This window comes from Pedobacter sp. MC2016-05, from assembly GCF_026239735.1.
Classification (GTDB): Bacteria; Bacteroidota; Bacteroidia; order Sphingobacteriales; family Sphingobacteriaceae; genus Pedobacter.
The window spans coordinates 130,920-148,760 of sequence record NZ_JAPIVT010000004.1; the positions used below are offsets into that span (position 1 = coordinate 130,920).

Genomic DNA, 17,841 nt, shown 5'->3' on the forward strand with positions numbered 1-17,841 from the left:
TCCAAAGTCTTATTGACTCAAGACTGAGAACTAAAGACTCAAGACTGATTTTAATGGCCCGTTCGTCTAGGGGTGAGGACGCCAGATTTTCATTCTGGAAACAGGGGTTCGATTCCCCTACGGGCTACATAAACTCTCGTCATGGGAACAACATGGGGATTATTCGATAAAAATCAACAAAAAAGCCTTCAAAACCTGAAGGTTTTTTTGTTGATTTTTTTTTAGTGCAGTCTTTTTAAATGAAATTTAAACACGTATATTTGATTTACTCATCACACGTGTTATGAATACTAAACTCACATTAACGATAGAGGATACAGTAATTGATTCGGCTAAAAAATATGCCCGCCAAAAAGGAAAAAGTTTATCTGATATCGTAGAAAATTACCTGAAATCTATCAGTGTTTCAGAGGAATCTGTGCAGACATTATCGCCAAGGGTGGCCAAATTAATGGGATCAGTAAAACTTCCTGAGGATTTCGATTACAAAAAGGAGTTAGCCAAGGTTTTGAAAGAGAAACACGGGTAAGCATGAAACAGGTTTTCATGGATACCAACATAGTTATTGATTTTCTGGCAAACCGGCAGCCTTTTGCAATGGATGCTGCAAAACTTTTTGATCTAGCTGTTAATGGTAAAGTACGGATTTTTATAGCCGCTGTCTCTTACAATAACATATATTACATTCTTCGTCAGTCTATGTCCGGAAATGCTACTTTGAGATTGCTGGAGGAACTGGCTGATATGACGGAAATAACAGACGTAACAGCTGCTGCTATTCGTCAGTCGCTTAAAACGGATTTTAAAGATTATGAAGATGCCATTCAATACCATAGTGCCCTAAGCATCCCCGATTTAGATTTTATTGTCACTCGAAATACCAAAGATTTTAAAAAGAGCAAACTTGCCGTTCTCACACCGACTGAAGCATTGGCTAGCTTTAGTGGTACATAGCGAATTTGTCTCATAGGCTGGTCAATAGATCACCTCCCATGTTCGCCAAAAGTATCAAATGGTCCTGAAAGGTGCTCGACAACTGTAACGCTTGGGCTACAGAAAGCGATTTGTTTATTCAAATCGCTTTTTTCATTTAAGACTCTATTCTTCCTGACCTTTAAACCTTAGGATGCGCCCGATTACCAACAGACTTATCGTAACCTTTTGAGTTATCCTTAAAATAAAATCCGTAACTGATAATCAGAACTACGATGGCGATGCCTAATACTAACAAGGTAGCGCTGCTTTTTATTATTGTTTGCAGGCTCACCACTTCGATATTCCAAATTCTTAAACCCAATATACCTACAAAGGCGATAACAAGAATAACAATAAAAATTCCTATAATCTTTTTCATAACTGTTTCTTTAAAACTTATTTAGCCATTCTGTTTTCTTTTGATCAAACTCCTGTTGCGTAATAATACCCTCATCTAAAAGAAGTTTCAGCTGTTGGAGTTTCGCAACCGGGTCGGAAGCAGAATTGTCACTCTGTTCGTTTCGTATGGTATCGAAAGTTTTTCCAATCTCCATACCTACCCCAAACTGTAAACCCGCTCCGGCCAAACCGCCTTCATTTCGGGCAGCATCTCTTAAGGCTCTTAACTTTTCAAGCTCTACATAAGTTAAACCACCTTCTCCAGCAGCCATAGCATCGGCAGTAATATCTGCAATCTTGCCAATTCGTTCTTTTGTGGCCTCGTCAAAAACTGTCCCGTTAAGTTTAAAATCCGTTAAAACGAAACCCAGGTTACTCACCTCATTATTAATCTGATCTTTAATATTTTGCGAAAGCAGTGGCAGTTGCGAATCAATGTTTTGATAAGACACGCCACCTTGTGCGAGCGAAGAGGCAATACCTTGCGGAAAACGACTTTGGAGCATTTGCCTTGCATCAAGAACAGTGTATTGATCTGACGAGCCAATTACATTACTGAATAAATGTTTTGCATCTGCTATTTTGAACGAAAACGAACCGTTAGCTCCAAGCTCAACTGGAATCTTATAAACGGGATCAATGTACTTAATCGCTTGAACGGTACCCCATCCCTGGTTTACATTTTCTGATGTACGGTAGAAATAAATTTTCAGTTTGTGTTCACTTTCAAAAGCAGTACGCAATTTCAATAGCGTGGTGATGAAAGGATGGTTATCAGTTTCCAGATCATAAATGCCCTCTGCTGTAATTTCATCGGTTAGATTCCCTTCGTAAACCAACAAGGCACCCTGCCCTGGCCCAACAATTAGTTTACTGGCATTTTTAAGTTCATCGTTACCAGATGGAAACTTGTACACTAAAATCTCTGGGTTTTGATTATCCCACTCTATTACCTGAGATAGCTGGTTTTTGAAAAAGTTTATTATTCCCATGGTTTACCTTAATTTAAATTCTTTAATTAATTTTCCATCCATCCCAATAGTGAGGAGGAAATTACCTGCTCTGACCACAAATCCATCTTTGTACCGAATGCCATCATGGAAATTTTCATGAGTTGGAACTGGGTAGCTAAAGATTAACTTACCGTTTTTTGCATCAATGCATTGAATATTAGTTGGTGATTTATCTGCCGGAGTTTTATCGGTAGCGATAACTACATAGTCGTTATCACTAAATAGAATTTTAGGATCAAAATACACCCTGCCTGGGGTGAGATCGGTGTAAGAACGGAGGACATCCCAAAGAAAATAGTTGAGTATTTTTTTACCTCTATAATTCATCCAGCTTAAATGCACATAATAATCAGGTCCGCCCTCATTATCTTTCATGGTATATTTAAACAACTGTATTTTCTCTTCAGGGTAATCATCACTATGCAACGAAAACCTATATTGTGTTTTTAGCTTTTCATTTATTTCTTTTTTCTCAAAAGCAGGTTGGCTGGCGCTCATTTCATCTTTGGTGTAAATTTTATCAATCAATGGGAAAAAGAAAACATTTATACCCTCGTTAGTCATTAAGTTAAAGGCTTCTCCGTTGCTATCGTATGCAAACTCTGCATTTGCAATACCACTCGCCAGCGCTGTATGATTTTTAAATAAGCTTTGCGATACATCAATTGGTGAATAATTTTCTTTATCGATTTTATAGATGGTTGTTTTATTGGCGATGGCATATAAATCGCCGTTGCTAAATTGTTTTAATTTAAAATCGTTACTATTCGAAATATTAAAAGTCCCTATTTTTTGTGTCTTAAGTTCTTTATCTGATATCAAATCGTAAAAACTAATATACGTACCTGTTTCATTTTCATTATCATTACCCGAATATCTGCGGGCGCCAAAAACAACAACAATGGGCTGTCCATTTTTATCAGTATAAGCCAACTGCTCTTGAGAATACCAATTAAATTCTGGCCGAACATATTCGTTAACATTTTTGCTTTTTTTGCCTACAAAAAGTAGTGGAACTATCAATGCAACAACGAAAAATGCAACTACTACCGAGCCAATGATTAGACCGATTTTTTTACCTCCTCCTGTATTAAATAGAGGAGTATTGTAATTTATATTGTGGTTAATGTTGATGTCGTCATTATCCAAAAAATATTCGGTGTTGCAACTGCTGCAAATAAAATGATCAGCCTTGATTTCTGTTTTACCTATGCTGCCACAGTGCGGACATTTAATTGCTTTAATTTGTTTTGCCATTTATGGTAAAATATTTAATTCGTTCCACATCAATGTTCAATATTAAAGCCATCATCGGTATGTTTGTTTTTAAAATGTATATGCGTTTATATCTGTTTATTATTTGTGAGGTATGTATTGATATTCGTTTCTGATGTTCAGCTTAATGGCTTGCGATTTATTAGAAATGCACTTTCCGATATCAATTTCGTCTGAAAATAACTACATTAACAATCCATCAACTACCTGGTATGCGACGAATTAATATCATCAAGGCAACCCAAAATGATTATGAAATATTGATCAAAGTATGGGAAGGATCCGTAAGAGCAACACATCATTTTTTAAGCGAGAGGGATATTCTAACTTATAAGCAACTGATTTTATCCAAATATTTCGATCTAGTTGATCTATTTTGTTTCAAAGCGCATGATGTTATCTTGGGATTTTTAGGTTTATCAAACGATAATATTCAAATGCTATTTATTGATCCAAGTGCAAGAGGCAAAGGAATTGGTAAAGAATTGATGAAATTTGCCATCGAAGAGATGAAGGCAACAAAAGTGGATGTAAACGAGCAAAATGAACAAGCAGTAGGCTTTTACAAACATTTGGGCTTCGTTATAATGGAACGCTTTGAAAACGATGATGCGGGTAAACCATTCCCTATTTTAGCTATGGAGTTAGCAAAATAAAATAGTTTGATGAGGAAAATTTACATTTGTGTAAGTTTAGATAAATTTTTACCAAACGCCCTCGTGAACAACCAATTAAAAACAGTTAGCTTACTTAGCTTGTTGATTCTTCTTACTGGAAAACTTGCTAATGCTCAAGCGCCCAACATAAGTTTTGTTTCACCACAAATTTATTTTACCGGATCGCCGATATCTCCACTAATACCTGCTAATACTGGAGGAGCCATACCTGCAAACGTTTATCAACAGGTAATTACCTTTGCGGGAAGCGGAGGATCAACATCTTACAATGGCACCGGCACTGCATCTGGTTTTTATTTACCATCTGGTATAGGCGTAGATGCGCAAAGCAATATTTATGTTTGTGACTATGGTAGCGGATCTATCAGAAAGATAAGCCCCGCAGCACAAGTTACTTCAATAGGCAATGTCGGTACGCCAACCGGACTAACTGCCGATGCAGCTGGAAATGTTTATGTATCGAGTTTCGACAATAATAGCATTCACAAAATAACCCCCACTGGCACCAACTCCATTTTTGCAGGTGCATCGGGTAGTTTCAATAGCCCAGGCGGACTTAATTTTGATTATGCCGGAGATTTGTATCTAGCGGATCAAAAAAACAATAAGATCAAAAAAATATCCAGCACCGGATTTGTAACCACCATTGCAGGAACAGGAGCTACAGGAAACTTGGATGGCAATGCGGCAAACGCGACATTCAATAATCCAGATGGAGTTGCTGTTGATAGAGCAGGAAACGTTTATGTAGCCGATGCCGGAAACAATAAAATACGAAAAATAACTCCAGCAGGAATTGTTTCTAGTTTTGCAGGCAATGGCACAGCAGGAAGCAATGATGGACCAGGAATAAATGCAAGCCTAAATTATCCAACTGGAATTACGATTGATCCGCTTGATAATTTATATGTTGCAGATTATCGAAATAACAAAATAAGGAAGATCACACCTGCAGGCATTGTAAGCACTCTGGCAGGTAATGGAACGGTTGGCCGCATGGATGGAATTGGTACAAATAGTAGTTTTAATGGCCCCATTATGCTGGCATTTGATGTGATAGGAAATCTTTTTGTAACTGATTTCCAAAATAACTTAATTAGAAAGATAGCCTTAACTGGTTATACGATTGACAAAACCCTTCCGCCAGGACTAACCTTCGATGCTAAAACAGGGATTATTAGTGGTACACCTACCGCAACCTCGCCCCTTAATGATTATACGGTTACCGCTTATAACCTTTTTGGAAGCAGTAGTACCATAGTGAAAATTCAAGTTATTTCACCAAGTAGTATTGCATTTCCTGAGTTGTTAGCGAAAACTCCTTGCGATGCAGACTTTAATCCTGGCGCAACAAGCGGATTACCGATCACTTATTCCAGTAGCAATACACAAGTTGCAGAGATTGCTAATGGATTAATACATATTGTTGGCGAAGGAACAAGCGTTATTACTGCAACTAACGGAGTCGAATCGAAAGACCAAACACTAATTGTTTCTGGTTTCCAAACGCCTTTTGCGCTTATCCGAACAATTTCAAGCGTTGTTTGCGAAAATGCGCCCATCACTTTTAATGCGGCAACAGATAATATTGGAGATAACCCTAGCTACATTTGGATGGTTAATAACGAACAGGTTAATAACAGCAATCCAACATTTACCACAACTGAACTTAAAGATGGTGATGAAGTGACCCTCCAGATTATTAATAATGATTATTGTATTCCAGTTGCTTCTGGAAAATCAAACGCTATTAGGATGAGTATTTTACCAGCAGTTATACCAACGGTAAGTATTGAATCATCAGCTAATGAAGCGATATGTTTTGGAAAGCCGATTACTTTTACGGCAACCATCGAAAGAGACGAAAATATTACCGCATATACCTGGTTTATTAATGGGCTGGACATTAAGCAAAACACCAAGACGATTGTATTGAGCAATCTGAATGATGGAGATGAAATAAGTTGTGTGGTAGCGAGCGAGGGGAATTGTATCACTAATCCAAATGCATATTCGAATGTGATTACCGCCCTTATTCGAAACGACTGTGAAATTGTTGCGCCAAATTCTTTTAGTCCGAATGGCGATGGCATTAATGATTACTGGCAAGTAACGAGCGTGGGTAATAGCGATTTGGTGAAGGTATTTAACAGAAACGGCAGTATCGTTTTTAGTTCCGGTGGATATAAAAATCCTTGGGATGGAACTTTTAACGGAAAGCAATTACCTGTTGGCGTTTACTATTACCAAATTATTGCTGAAGGAGGTGCTAAAAAATTATCGGGTAGTGTGCTTATTGTACGATAGCTAGAAAGAAAAATCCTCAAAAGTTTATAACTCGATTTAAAAACCATAAGCTTAATTGCGACGCAAAAGATAAAGTAAACCCTGGGGTCAATCTGAAAATCTGTGGCCAATTTTCTTTATTGTCGGGTCTCCCCATTTACTTAAGCGTTATTTCATTGAAATTTAGTCAGCCTCTTAGAACTTTGAATCTTATAGAATGTTGTTACTCATATTCATTTAATAAGAAGATATGGCAAAGGAAAAGAAGAAAAAAGACAGTAAGAAAAAAGGCGGAAAGAAAAAAGACAAAAAAGCAAAGAAAAAAGGCCAGAAGAAGAATAAGCTTGGCGTAAAAAATTCGTTGGTTAATAACATCAATGCCCGTAAAAAGAAGGGCAAATCCCGCTCAAAAAAGAAATCGAAGATTAGCAAGAAAGCTTATAAAAAAATGCAAAAAGGCTGGAAGAAAAAGTAAGCTAAAAGATTGTACCAAATGATTTTAATATAGCGCTGAAAAGGTGAAAATCTACTGTGATATCAAAAGGGTACTACTTTCCCAAAGGATAGCAGTATCCTTTAGGAAAGTTATTAACTTTATACCATGGCTTTTAACAGAGAAATTCACACCCTGGAAACTTGTAATACCAGTTTAAATGCAGTAAGAGATGCCCTTTATGTTTTAAACGGAAAATGGAAGTTGCCATTAATATTAACACTTCAGGATGGTCCGAAACGTTTTAATGAAATTCAAAAGTCGTTGGGTGATATTACCCCTAAAATTTTATCGAAAGAATTGAAGGAATTGGAACTGAACGAATTTGTACTGCGTAAAGTCTTCGCTACCACTCCTGTAACTGTTACTTACGAGCTCACTGAATACAGTGAATCTTTAGATAAAGTGATTGACGAACTTAGAAATTGGGGAATGCAACACCGGGAAAGATTAGTGGCAAGCAGAAAGACTGATGGTATTTTAGAAGAAGTTGAAGCTTAAATGAGCAGAATAAGTTTCATACTCGCCACCCCACTAAAACTTTCCTTTTTTTTCGAACTTATAAAAAGTTTAAATTTCCTATTTACATGATTATCTGTAATATCGGTTATCTTTGCCCAAAATAAAAGCGATGGCGGTATTACATAAAAAAGAAGAAAAAATTCAGGCAGTGCTGGGTAGGTTGCCTAAAAAATATACAGACGAGCAATTTGTAGAGATGTTTATCAGACTTTATTCGAAGGATTGGGGCAAAATTAAATCGGCTTACATTAAACAATCTCAGGATAAAGAACCTGGCCACATCATTAATATGCCAAAGCCAGAGGTTTATTTAAGACAAATTTTAGTTAACTACTTACAAAATGTAGATGCTCCTAAAGCTACAGAAACCAAAGAGGAAGTGAAAGTTGACGCTCCTGCCGTTGAGCGTGAAGCACCAGCTAAGAGAAAAGAAGTGGCAGCCGAAGAAGCTATTGCTGAACCAAAAAAAGCTAAAGCACCTGTAAAAAAGAAAACAGAAGTTACTGATGAAGACGTTGCTGCAGCACCAAAGAAGGTTAAAGTACCAGCTAAGAAAAAAGAGGTTGCAGAAGAAACAGTTGCAGAAGTAAAAAAAACCAAAGCGCCAGCTAAGAAAAAAGTTGTGATTGAGGAAGAAATAGTGGCTACTGAAAAGAAACCTAAGGCGGCAGCAAAGAAGCCAGCAGCAAAAAAATAAAATATTTTCTGCTCAATATAATAAATCGGCTTTTTAGCTGTTTATATATTTGAGAGCGTTAATTTAGATGACGGGGATAGGTCGGTATGATTTATCCCCGTTCTTTTTAAACAGGGTTTTTTCCTGTTTTCGTCAATGGGTCAGTCTAAAATTGGTTTTACCTGAAATATGGCAAGGAGTTCCTTTTGAGCCTGTTCAGCAGCAAAGATTATTTCTTTATTGTTCTTAGAAAGTGGAAGTTGAATGGTAATCTTAAATATTGTTTTCATCAGGTCTATTGCTTTTTCAACTGTGAGATTTGTGTTTTTTTCTTTGAGTTGCCTTTCAAGTTCCTTGTATAATTTGTAGGATGCAAAAGCAATTACCAAGTGGGCAGATATCCGAGCTGGGAGCCGATGATAAATTGGCCTGATTCTTAGGTCTGTCTTGGATATTCTAAATGCCTTTTCAATTTGCCATAGATGTTTGTAATTTTCAATTATCTCAACCTCTTTTAATCTACTATTGGTTACATAACCTTTCAGGCCATCCCATCTACCATCTCCTTTGAATTTGTCATAGTCTATTGAAATATCGATTTCACCGTCCATTTTAAGGTATTTATTGTAGCCTCGATTGTTGATATGGGTTTTGCTTAACTTTCCTGAACTTACCGATTTCTCGAGCTTATTAAGTCCCCTGATTCGATTATGCATATCTTTTTTTGCCCTCGCCGATGAATAGTTGACGATGAGCCTGGTATGCTCATCCCGTTGGATTATCAAACTTTCGCCCTCCTTGAATTTGTGGTCCAGGACCAGCTTTTTAATCTTATTGGACTCAGTCTTTATTTTTCCTCCAAGAATGAACTCATAGTTGTTGTCAAGCAGCTGCTCCACATTACTCTTGGATAGCAGTCCGGCATCGGCAATGATCATCAATTGATCTAACTTGAATTTTACCTTGAATGCCTCTACCACAGGAAGCATCGTATGCCCCTCAAACTTATTCCCTTCAAAAATATCGAATGCAAGCGGATAGCCCTCCAGACTTACAAGTAGCCCCAAGACGATTTGAGGGTTCTGGTGCTTTCCATCCTTGGAAAACCCGGTCTTGCGCAAATCATCCTCATCGGAAGCCTCGAAATAAAGTGTTGTTACATCATAAAATACAACTGAGAGCTTTCCATCAAATAGCTTGAGGGTATGCTCATAGCTGATTCTCTGGATTTCTTCTTTCTGCTTATTGACAAGCTTATCCAGATAGCGATAGATCTGACTGATGTCAACCGATATATGATGATACCTCAACAGGTATTCACTGGTCTTTAACTTACTCAGCGGAAATACTAGTCGACTAATCACCAAATGCCTAAATAAGCTATCCGGAATGTTATTAAAGCCTATCTCGTCAAAGAGTTTACCTAAAATAAGTTCCGGGCCAACCATTTGTATGTGTTGGATGCCATCTGTTAAAGAAGAAAAAAAATGTTGATCCTCATCATAGGGTAAATTGAGCTTCTGCTGGCCATGATATCTATCAATGAATAGTTGACCTTTCTTACAAAGATTATCTATCTCAAAATTATCTGTGCTGGAGCCGATCGTTTTTACCAGCCGATCCTTAGCGCCTGTAGTGTCGATAATCTGAACACTGGTACTGCCACTTTTATTCTTCTTTCTTCTAACAAACACATAATAAAGATACGTGGGTCAGTCAATTTTACAAAAAAAAACAGCCAAACAAGGCCAAATTCGCAGATTTTTAAGGTTTTAAAATCTGTGTGACGAAGACAGGAGGAAGAAATAGTGGCTACTGAAAAGAAACCTAAGGCGGCAGCAAAGAAGCCAGCAGCAAAAAAATAAAATATTTTCTGCTCAATATAATAAATCGGCTTTTTAGCTGTTTATATATTTGAGAGCGTTAATTTAGATGACGGGGATAGGTCGGTATGATTTATCCCCGTTCTTTTTAAACAGGGTTTTTTTAGTCGTTCCGCTGAATTTTTTTCAGCTTCTTAATAGTATGAAAAATGCTAAAACACATTCTAATTGATGACTAAACACAAAAAAAGCCGTCCCGAATGGAACGACTTCAACAATTAAACTAACCTGCAAATTACTTATCAATCATTTTGTAATAACGAACATAATCTACTTCCATTTTTTGTGGCCAGATAGAAGCATCTACACCTTGAGCTCCTCCCCAATCGCCACCAACAGCAATGTTTAAAAGCAAATGGAATTTTTTATCGAAAGGCCAGGCCTTATATCCCGTACCTTCGTTAGCAAACTCGAAAACTTTAACATCATCAAAGTAGCCTCGAATGGCATAGGGCGTCCAGTCTACGCGGTATAAATGAAAGGCAGTGCCCACGCCATCAATTTTCTTAGTACTCGATTTTTGTGTGTTTATTTTAAAATAATAAGCTTCAGTATGCGTAGTAAAATGAACCATATCCTGGTCGTAACCTACATGCTCCATGATGTCAATTTCTCCTGATTTTGGCCAATCACCATAGAAGCGATCGGTGGGTAACATCCAGATGGCCGGCCATGTTCCATTTCCAAAAGGCAGCTTCGCTTTTATTTCGAAACGCCCATATAAGGCATCCAGCTTATTTCTCGTTACCATTCTAGCTGACGAATAATCTCTTCCACCCATACTTTCTTTCTTCGCTGTGATAGTTAAAAGCCCGCCCGCCACATTGGCATTATTGGTAGTGTTGGTGTAAAACTGGAGTTCGTTATTGCCCCAGCCACTTCCACCGGTATCGTAATCCCAATTGCTTGTTAACGGTGCTCCGGTATTCGTAAATTCATCGGCCCAGGTTGGTGAAGTTTCAAACGTCCATCCTTTATCTACCGGTGGCCCGGCAGGTGTTGGCGGAACATATACCAAACCATCATCATCAGTGCCTTTAGAACATGAACTTAACCCAATTACAGCAAGAGCAAATGCAGCAAAAATTTGTTTCGTGAAATATTTTCTTGTCTTGATCATCATATCGATATATAAAGATCAGCTGGCCTTAAAATCCAACTGATCTAGCACAATTTTATTTGAATTCGAAGTCATCTATGTAAAAGAGCCCTGGGTTTGGATGCCCTTCTCCACCAAGCTGAACTACAATTTTATCGTAGAGCGTTTGCCCGCTGATACCTGAAAAATCGAACTCTAGTTGCGTCCATGTATTATATTGAACAGCCGTTAAAGTTTTCACAATTTCGGTTTGAGTCTGCCAGGCATTGCCACCCAGCAAAGAGTTTTGTAGTTTTACTGAAACGGTTGCTGGGGTTTTAGTGAAATCATTTCCGCCAGGGAAGAAAACTTTTAACCTCACCTTATTTGTAGTGGCTAAGTTAAATCGATATGGCAGGGTTACGTTTAAATTCCCATACTGACCGTCGCCTCCAGCTTTTTTCTCGTAATAACCAGCTTTTGCAGAGGTATTTACTGGAAACTTGGCAGGATTATCATAAGGCCTAACAAAATCTACATTCTCTGCAGTCCAGCTAAAAGTTGCAGTAGCCTGGAAATCATCACTTAAATTTGCCGCTTGCAATGGTTTTTGAATTACAGGCCGTACATAACCTTTTTTAACCAGTTTCAAATACCAGGCATTTCCAGCATTTGCTTTATCTAAACAACGCAGCCACATTTCGTTCTCGTTTAACGATAAAATTTGATATTGAGATACACCCAAATAATAACTGATGAACCCTCCGCCAGAAATAGTTAAGTATTTTACACCATTGGTTTCTGTTACTAACCAGGTTAAGTTAGTTGCCGGCGTATAGTTTACCGTTGGATCATTTGATCCAGCCGGGCCACCAATTCCAGGCGCATTTGCGGCATTGGCAAAGGTTGTTCCTTTATTATCGTAGGTATATTTTAAGGCATTCATGTTAAAGGTCATCTCGTCATCGTAAAAACCCTGTCCGTTTTTTTCATCTGCCGCAGCCTGATACCAATCGGGTGCTTGTGAGGTAATTGGACCCACACCCAAATGACCTGCAGATTTTTGATCAATAACCCAGGTGAAACCTGCTGCATTAGATAAGCCACCAGATAATGTGGTAAATGCTGGATCAGTTAACATGGCAGGATTTGTTGCTGCAATGACTACCGTTTTGGTGCTTGAAACAGAACCTCCAGCAGTTGCAATCGTTAATTTTACGGTGTAAGTTCCGGCGAGAGGATAAGAAGCTGTCACGTTATTTCCATCAGCTGTAGCGCCATTACCAAGATCCCATAGTGCCTTGAAACCCGGAGATTGATTGACTAACGTAACTACATTGGCATTTGTTGCGGTTGGCGTAACCGTAAACTTCACTTGATCCGCTGTTGGTGCAGCATCCAGCTCTTTATCGTTGTTTTCTTTTTTGCAAGCGCTAAAGCTTAGCACAAACAGCAGGCTTAAAAACCCGGCTGTTTGTTTAATGATATAATTTAATTTCATGATATATCTAATTAATTATAACCTGGATTTTGTTTAATTACGCCTTTTGTCAAGTCGATTTCTTGTTGAGGAACTGGCAGTAATTCGCTTTTTCCTGCTTTGAAACCCAATGGACCCAACACGGCAACAGCTCTGTTAGTACGTACCAAATCGAAAAAACGATGTCCTTCAAAAGCCAACTCAAGTCTGCGCTCATTGTAAATATTATCAAGTGTTGCTGGTACCGGGGCTAAACCCACCCTGGCCCGAACGGCAGTTAATAATTCCAAAGCTCTCGTTGCATTGCCTCCTGATCTTACTAAAGCTTCTGCTTCCATTAAGTACGTATCGGCTAAACGCATTTCAATCTCATCTATTGGCCAGTTTAATTCGGCAACCCCGCTATTTGAGCGATATGCCTTTAATGGCGCATATTTTTTAATAAAATAATTGGTATTCTGATAACGAGCGGTATAAGTAGCACCAGCAGCTTTTAGTGCAGCACCGTCTATAATAGAAGTTGCAAAACGTGGATCAGCTTTCATGGCGTTTACTAAATCGAGCGTTACAGGGCAAAAACCCCATCCTGCAGAGTAAGTATCGCCATTGTAGCTATCCATGCCAATAAATTGGGGTGCAACATTTCCTTCGCCACCATTTACCCAACCCCAATCGCCCCAGGCAGATAAGGTAGAGTGAGGAATCTCTAAAATTACTTCTGAATTAAATTTATTATCAGGCCTGAAAATATCAGCATAATTTGGAAGCAAGGCATAACCATATTCATTTCCGGTTTTATTCACATCATTAAATAGCGTTGCGGCTTCTGCCAATTTACTATTGTCATTTTGGAAAAGTAACACCTTACCTAATAGTGCTTTTGCCGTTCCTCTAGAAATTCTACCTTTTTCATTTGCCGCTACCGTTGGTGGCAAGCTAGGAAAGGCTTCTCTCAAATCTTTCTCTATTTGTGCATAAATCGCTGTAGGCGCCGATTGTGTTTGTGTGTAAAGATCGGCCGTTGGTATTTGTTTGGTAATTAACGGAACATTACCAAAAAACCGAACTAAATCAAAATAAAAGTAGGCACGTAAAAATTTAGCTTCTGCTGTTATTCTAGATTTAAAACCAGCACTTAAATTTGTGGCTTTCTCAATTTTATCTAAAATGATATTCGCCCTGTTTATTCCGGTGAAATTTTTAGACCATAAACCCACCTGTGGACCCAACCTCGAATCCATATTGAAGTTATCGTATGCTACCCAGCCTGGCTGATCGGAAGCATTACCTCCTCCTGCCCAGCAATCATCAGATGCAGCACTTAATAAGGGCTGCTTCATGGTGTAGCCTCCACTTGTGCCCCATTGCATTACATCGTAAACGGCAACCAGGCCTTGATAAACTTCTGTTTCATTGCGATAAAAATTTTCTTCTGTCGCGGTTCCTTTTGGCGTTAACTCCAAAAAGTCTTTCTTGCAGGAAACCATTAACTGCATGATGGCCAAAATGGCTATCGAATATTTTATATGTTTAGTTTTCATCTCTATATTATTAAAATCCAACATTTACACCTACGAAGAATGATCTCGCCTGTGGATAGAAACCGCGATCGACACCTAAACTACCCCCACCAATTTCCGGATCGTAACCATTGTATTTAGTTAGCGTAAATAGGTTATTTGCCATTACATAAAATTTAAGGTTATCTAAGCCCACCTTATTCACAAGTGTTTTTGGCAAAGTGTATCCAAGCTGAACGTTTTTCAATCTGAAATAAGCACCACTCTCTAAAAACAAATTGGAAACACGGCTATAATTTTTATTATCATCGGCCAATGTAGCCCGAGGAACTGTATTGCTTGTTCCCTCACCTGTCCAACGGTTTAAAATGTTAGTGGTATAGTTTGATGGACTTAAATCGAACCTTCTTAAACCATTAAATATCATGTTTCCAGAAACACCCTGGCCAAAAATGGAAACATCGAAGCCTTTGTATTTGGCTGAAAATGTTAATCCATAAGTAAAGTTGGGGTTAGATCTTCCCAAGAAAGTTCTATCCGCATCACTAATTACACCGTCGCCATTTAAATCCAAAAATTTAATATCACCAGGTTTTGCATTTGGCTGAATTAATGTGCCAGCACCATTTTTGTAATTATTAATTTCTGCCTGATTTTGAAACAAGCCAGCAGTTTGGTAACCGAAAAATGAATCGACAGACTGGCCAACCGCAACACGGGTAACCTCTAAACTTTGCGGCGTAATCGTTTGCCTGCTTGGTATGTAATCTTTATCGGCTCCTAACAGCGTTACTTCATTTTTGATGAACGCTGCGTTACCTGCTATACGAAAACTTACCTCACCAACTCTTTTGTTCCAACCCAATTCGATCTCGAAACCGCGGTTGTATAAATCGGCTGTATTGGCATACGGACCAGAGTTGCCCACATAAGATGGAACCACTTGCTGCAACAACATGCCATAAGTTTTCTTATTGAAATAGCTGGTTGATAAAGTAATGCCTTCAAACAAAGTGGCATCGAAACCAAGATCGAAAGATGAGGTTTCTTCCCACTTTAAATCAGGATTGGAAAGCGCATTCGGACTTACTCCATTGGTTAACGTCTGTCCAGATGCTGTTCCTAATGAGTAATTTCTTCCTCCGCTTACGGTTGCTAAGTAGCTAAAATCAGGAATGTTATCATTACCGTTAACACCGTAAGAACCACGGAATTTTAAAAAGGTTACGATGTTGTTTTTTGGCCAGAAATCTTCTCTCGAAGCTACCCAACCAGCAGATCCTGAAGGGAAATAACCGTATTTATTGTTTGGACCGAAGCGTGATGATCCATCTCTACGGATGATACCTGTGAACAAATATTTCTCATCATAATTATAAATAAGCCTTCCAAAAATAGAGTTTAAGGTGTTTTGATATTCTCCGCCATAAAAATCCGAATTCGTTCTGGCTACCGGAAACTGCAATGAAGCATCCCGAATGTTATCAACCGGAATACCCTCTTTAATACCACCATTTGTTTCGCCTTTGTTTTTTTGCGCCGAGTAACCCACTAAGGCGGTAATTACATGCTTTCCAATAGTTTTATCATAACTCAAAGTATTCTCTAATGACCAAAATAAACCGCGGTTACTATCTCTGGTGTAAGCGGTTAAAGTAGATTGATTGATTGAATTGAGGTAATAAATCGGACGGAATGATTGTCCACCCCAGAAAGCTAAATCCACACCACCTGTACTTCTCAGCTTCAACCCTTTTAAAAATTCAACTTCAACAAAGGCATTTCCAACCACTTTATCGCTCCAAGAGTTACCTTGAGCAACCTGCAAAGCTGCTACCGGATTCAAAATTTCCGATTGCGCATAGTCAGATATCCCATAAGGAAAACCTGCATCATTTCTAACGACCAGATTATTGAGATACTTTGGTAAACCATATTTTGCAGGATCAGTTTCTACAATTGGTGTAATTGGATCCATATTGATGGCACGGCTTAATGGCGAACCATACTCGGTATTGGTACTTACACCAATTGAATTGATTCGGGTATAACCGATTGAGTTTCCAAATTTGATATTCTTGGTGATTTTATGCTCGAAATTAAATCTGGCTGTAAATCTTTTAAACTTCGAATTTTGCGTGGCCACGATACCATCCTGATCGAAATAACTGAACGAGCCGTAATAAACTGATTTATCATTACCCCCGCTCATGTTTAAATCGTGGTTTTGAATCATCGCTTTGTTGTTAAAAACAGCTTCCTGCCAATTCGTTCCTTCACCATACTGCGCCGGATTTGGGAAACGAACTCCTGTAACACCATCTGCCAATTGCGATTCATTATAAATGGTGGCATACTGTGTGGCATTTAATAAATTTAACTTGGTAGAAGGAGCTTGCGTACCAATGTAATTATTGTATTCTACACGAATACGACCAGTATTTGAGCCTTTTTTCGTCGATACAATGATAACGCCATTTGCTGCACGGGTACCATAAATAGCTGCCGAAGCGGCGTCTTTTAAAACCTCAATCGATTCTATATCCGATTGATTTAAAAATTCTATCCCACCGTTAATCACTACTCCATCAACTACATATAAAGGATTGGCATTATTAATATTCGCAATACCTCGAATTCTAACTACCCCGCCATCTCCAGGCTGACCAGAGCTCGTGGTAACCGTTACGCCCGAAGCTCTACCCTGTAAAGATTGTTCAATACGCACCACAGGCATATCTTTCAAATCAGTAGCTTTTACTGATGCAATGGCACCCGTTACTACGCTTTTCTTTTGCGTTCCGTAGCCGATAACAACCGCATCAGCCAGTAAACCTGCTTGTGGAGTAAGCGTTATCGTTAATCCATTTGATGCCGTAACTTCCTTGTTTTCGTAGCCTATGTACGACACTACTAAAGTCGCACCTTCAGTTACATCTTTTAAGGAAAACGCACCAGTTACATCCGTTACTGCACCAAGGTTAGAACCCTTTACTTTTACGCTGGCTCCTGCCATAGGCTGGCCGTTTTCATCCACTACCTTTCCTCGTATATCAACAAAAGATCGAATAATTAATGGCATGCCTTCAACAGGCTTACGGTGAATAATGATGGTGTTATTTTTTATCGTGTAACCCAAAGGTTGTTCGCTAAAAATGCGTCTTAAAGCTTCTTTAATATCGGTATTTTTAATTTCGATTGTTACCGGTTTTGCTTCTTTCAACACATCGAGATCATAGAGAAAGTTATAACCTACGCTTTTGTTAAGCTTACGAAAAACATTCAAGAGCGAGGTATTTTTTTCTGATAGGGTTACGTTTTGTGCATTGGCAGCTCCATAACTAAGCTGTAAAAAGGAAGTGATTAGTACGACAAAAGTCAATTTCATAATCAGCAGAAATTTAAACAGGCGCCCTTTAGGTTGGGGCAGCCATTCAGTATAAAAATTCATATATTTGGTTATTAGGTTTAGAATAGTTGTATCTCACAATTTTACGATTAGAATAAGGCCTTTATTATAGCTGGGAGCGTTGCCGCGCTTCCAGTTTTTTAGTTAAGCTGTAC

The 17,841-nt window shown here is 38.5% G+C and carries 15 protein-coding genes and 1 tRNA gene; 8 read left to right on the forward strand and 8 right to left on the reverse strand.

What is annotated here, in order from left to right:
• The first annotated feature begins 55 nt into the window (after positions 1–55).
• From OQZ33_RS07795 to OQZ33_RS07805, 3 genes are all read left to right on the forward strand, one after another.
• A tRNA-Glu gene (locus OQZ33_RS07795) sits at positions 56–127 on the forward strand.
• 156 nt (positions 128–283) lie between these two features.
• A complete protein-coding gene (locus OQZ33_RS07800; RefSeq protein ID WP_265798490.1) occupies positions 284–529 on the forward strand; it encodes a DUF6364 family protein in 246 nt (81 codons plus the stop codon).
• A gap of 17 nt (positions 530–546) precedes the next feature.
• Positions 547–954: a PIN domain-containing protein gene (locus OQZ33_RS07805; protein WP_265798491.1), complete on the forward strand. Its 408-nt coding sequence runs from the start codon at positions 547–549 to the stop codon at positions 952–954.
• Positions 955–1,114: 160 nt separating this feature from the next.
• Here OQZ33_RS07805 and OQZ33_RS07810 read toward each other — a convergent pair whose 3' ends face one another.
• Genes OQZ33_RS07810 through OQZ33_RS07820 form a run of 3 tightly spaced genes read right to left on the reverse strand, consistent with a single transcriptional unit; the run spans position 1,115 to position 3,644 of the window.
• Positions 1,115–1,354 (reverse strand): hypothetical protein, encoded by a 240-nt coding sequence (locus OQZ33_RS07810; RefSeq protein ID WP_265798492.1) that lies wholly within the window; start codon positions 1,352–1,354, stop codon positions 1,115–1,117.
• Positions 1,355–1,364: 10 nt separating this feature from the next.
• A complete protein-coding gene (locus OQZ33_RS07815) occupies positions 1,365–2,366 on the reverse strand; it encodes an SPFH domain-containing protein (RefSeq protein WP_265798493.1) in 1,002 nt (333 codons plus the stop codon).
• A 3-nt stretch (positions 2,367–2,369) separates the two neighbouring features.
• Positions 2,370–3,644 carry a hypothetical protein gene (locus OQZ33_RS07820; protein WP_265798494.1) on the reverse strand — a complete coding sequence of 425 codons (1,275 nt, stop codon included), beginning with the start codon at positions 3,642–3,644 and terminating at the stop codon, positions 2,370–2,372.
• Positions 3,645–3,874: 230 nt separating this feature from the next.
• Here OQZ33_RS07820 and OQZ33_RS07825 point away from each other — a divergent pair, with 230 nt between their 5' ends.
• The 5 genes from OQZ33_RS07825 (at position 3,875) to OQZ33_RS07845 (ending at position 8,337) form a co-directional block, all read left to right on the forward strand.
• On the forward strand, positions 3,875–4,318 hold the full coding sequence (locus OQZ33_RS07825; RefSeq protein ID WP_265798495.1) for a GNAT family N-acetyltransferase: 444 nt from the start codon (positions 3,875–3,877) through the stop codon (positions 4,316–4,318).
• 9 nt (positions 4,319–4,327) lie between these two features.
• Entirely contained in the window at positions 4,328–6,646 is a 2,319-nt protein-coding gene (locus tag OQZ33_RS07830; RefSeq protein WP_265798496.1) for a gliding motility-associated C-terminal domain-containing protein, read from the forward strand.
• Positions 6,647–6,875: 229 nt separating this feature from the next.
• Positions 6,876–7,100, forward strand: coding sequence for a hypothetical protein (locus OQZ33_RS07835; protein WP_056848346.1), 225 nt, complete (start codon positions 6,876–6,878; stop codon positions 7,098–7,100).
• Positions 7,101–7,226: 126 nt separating this feature from the next.
• Positions 7,227–7,619 carry a winged helix-turn-helix transcriptional regulator gene (locus OQZ33_RS07840; RefSeq protein ID WP_265798497.1) on the forward strand — a complete coding sequence of 131 codons (393 nt, stop codon included), beginning with the start codon at positions 7,227–7,229 and terminating at the stop codon, positions 7,617–7,619.
• Between the two features lie 112 nt (positions 7,620–7,731).
• Positions 7,732–8,337, forward strand: coding sequence for a hypothetical protein (locus tag OQZ33_RS07845; RefSeq protein WP_265798498.1), 606 nt, complete (start codon positions 7,732–7,734; stop codon positions 8,335–8,337).
• Between the two features lie 140 nt (positions 8,338–8,477).
• Here the strand turns inward: OQZ33_RS07845 and OQZ33_RS07850 are convergent, their stop codons facing one another.
• The 5 genes from OQZ33_RS07850 to OQZ33_RS07870 all read right to left on the reverse strand — a co-directional run bounded on the left by OQZ33_RS07850 (position 8,478) and on the right by OQZ33_RS07870 (position 17,728).
• Positions 8,478–10,010, reverse strand: coding sequence for an IS1634 family transposase (locus tag OQZ33_RS07850; protein ID WP_265798499.1), 1,533 nt, complete (start codon positions 10,008–10,010; stop codon positions 8,478–8,480).
• A 424-nt stretch (positions 10,011–10,434) separates the two neighbouring features.
• On the reverse strand, positions 10,435–11,322 hold the full coding sequence (locus OQZ33_RS07855) for a glycoside hydrolase family 16 protein (protein ID WP_265798500.1): 888 nt from the start codon (positions 11,320–11,322) through the stop codon (positions 10,435–10,437).
• A gap of 52 nt (positions 11,323–11,374) precedes the next feature.
• Complete coding sequence (locus OQZ33_RS07860) at positions 11,375–12,778, reverse strand: PKD domain-containing protein (protein ID WP_265798501.1); 1,404 nt, start codon at positions 12,776–12,778, stop codon at positions 11,375–11,377.
• Between the two features lie 11 nt (positions 12,779–12,789).
• Positions 12,790–14,298 (reverse strand): RagB/SusD family nutrient uptake outer membrane protein, encoded by a 1,509-nt coding sequence (locus OQZ33_RS07865; RefSeq protein WP_265798502.1) that lies wholly within the window; start codon positions 14,296–14,298, stop codon positions 12,790–12,792.
• A 10-nt stretch (positions 14,299–14,308) separates the two neighbouring features.
• Positions 14,309–17,728 carry a TonB-dependent receptor gene (locus OQZ33_RS07870; protein WP_265798503.1) on the reverse strand — a complete coding sequence of 1,140 codons (3,420 nt, stop codon included), beginning with the start codon at positions 17,726–17,728 and terminating at the stop codon, positions 14,309–14,311.
• Positions 17,729–17,841 lie beyond the last annotated feature (113 nt).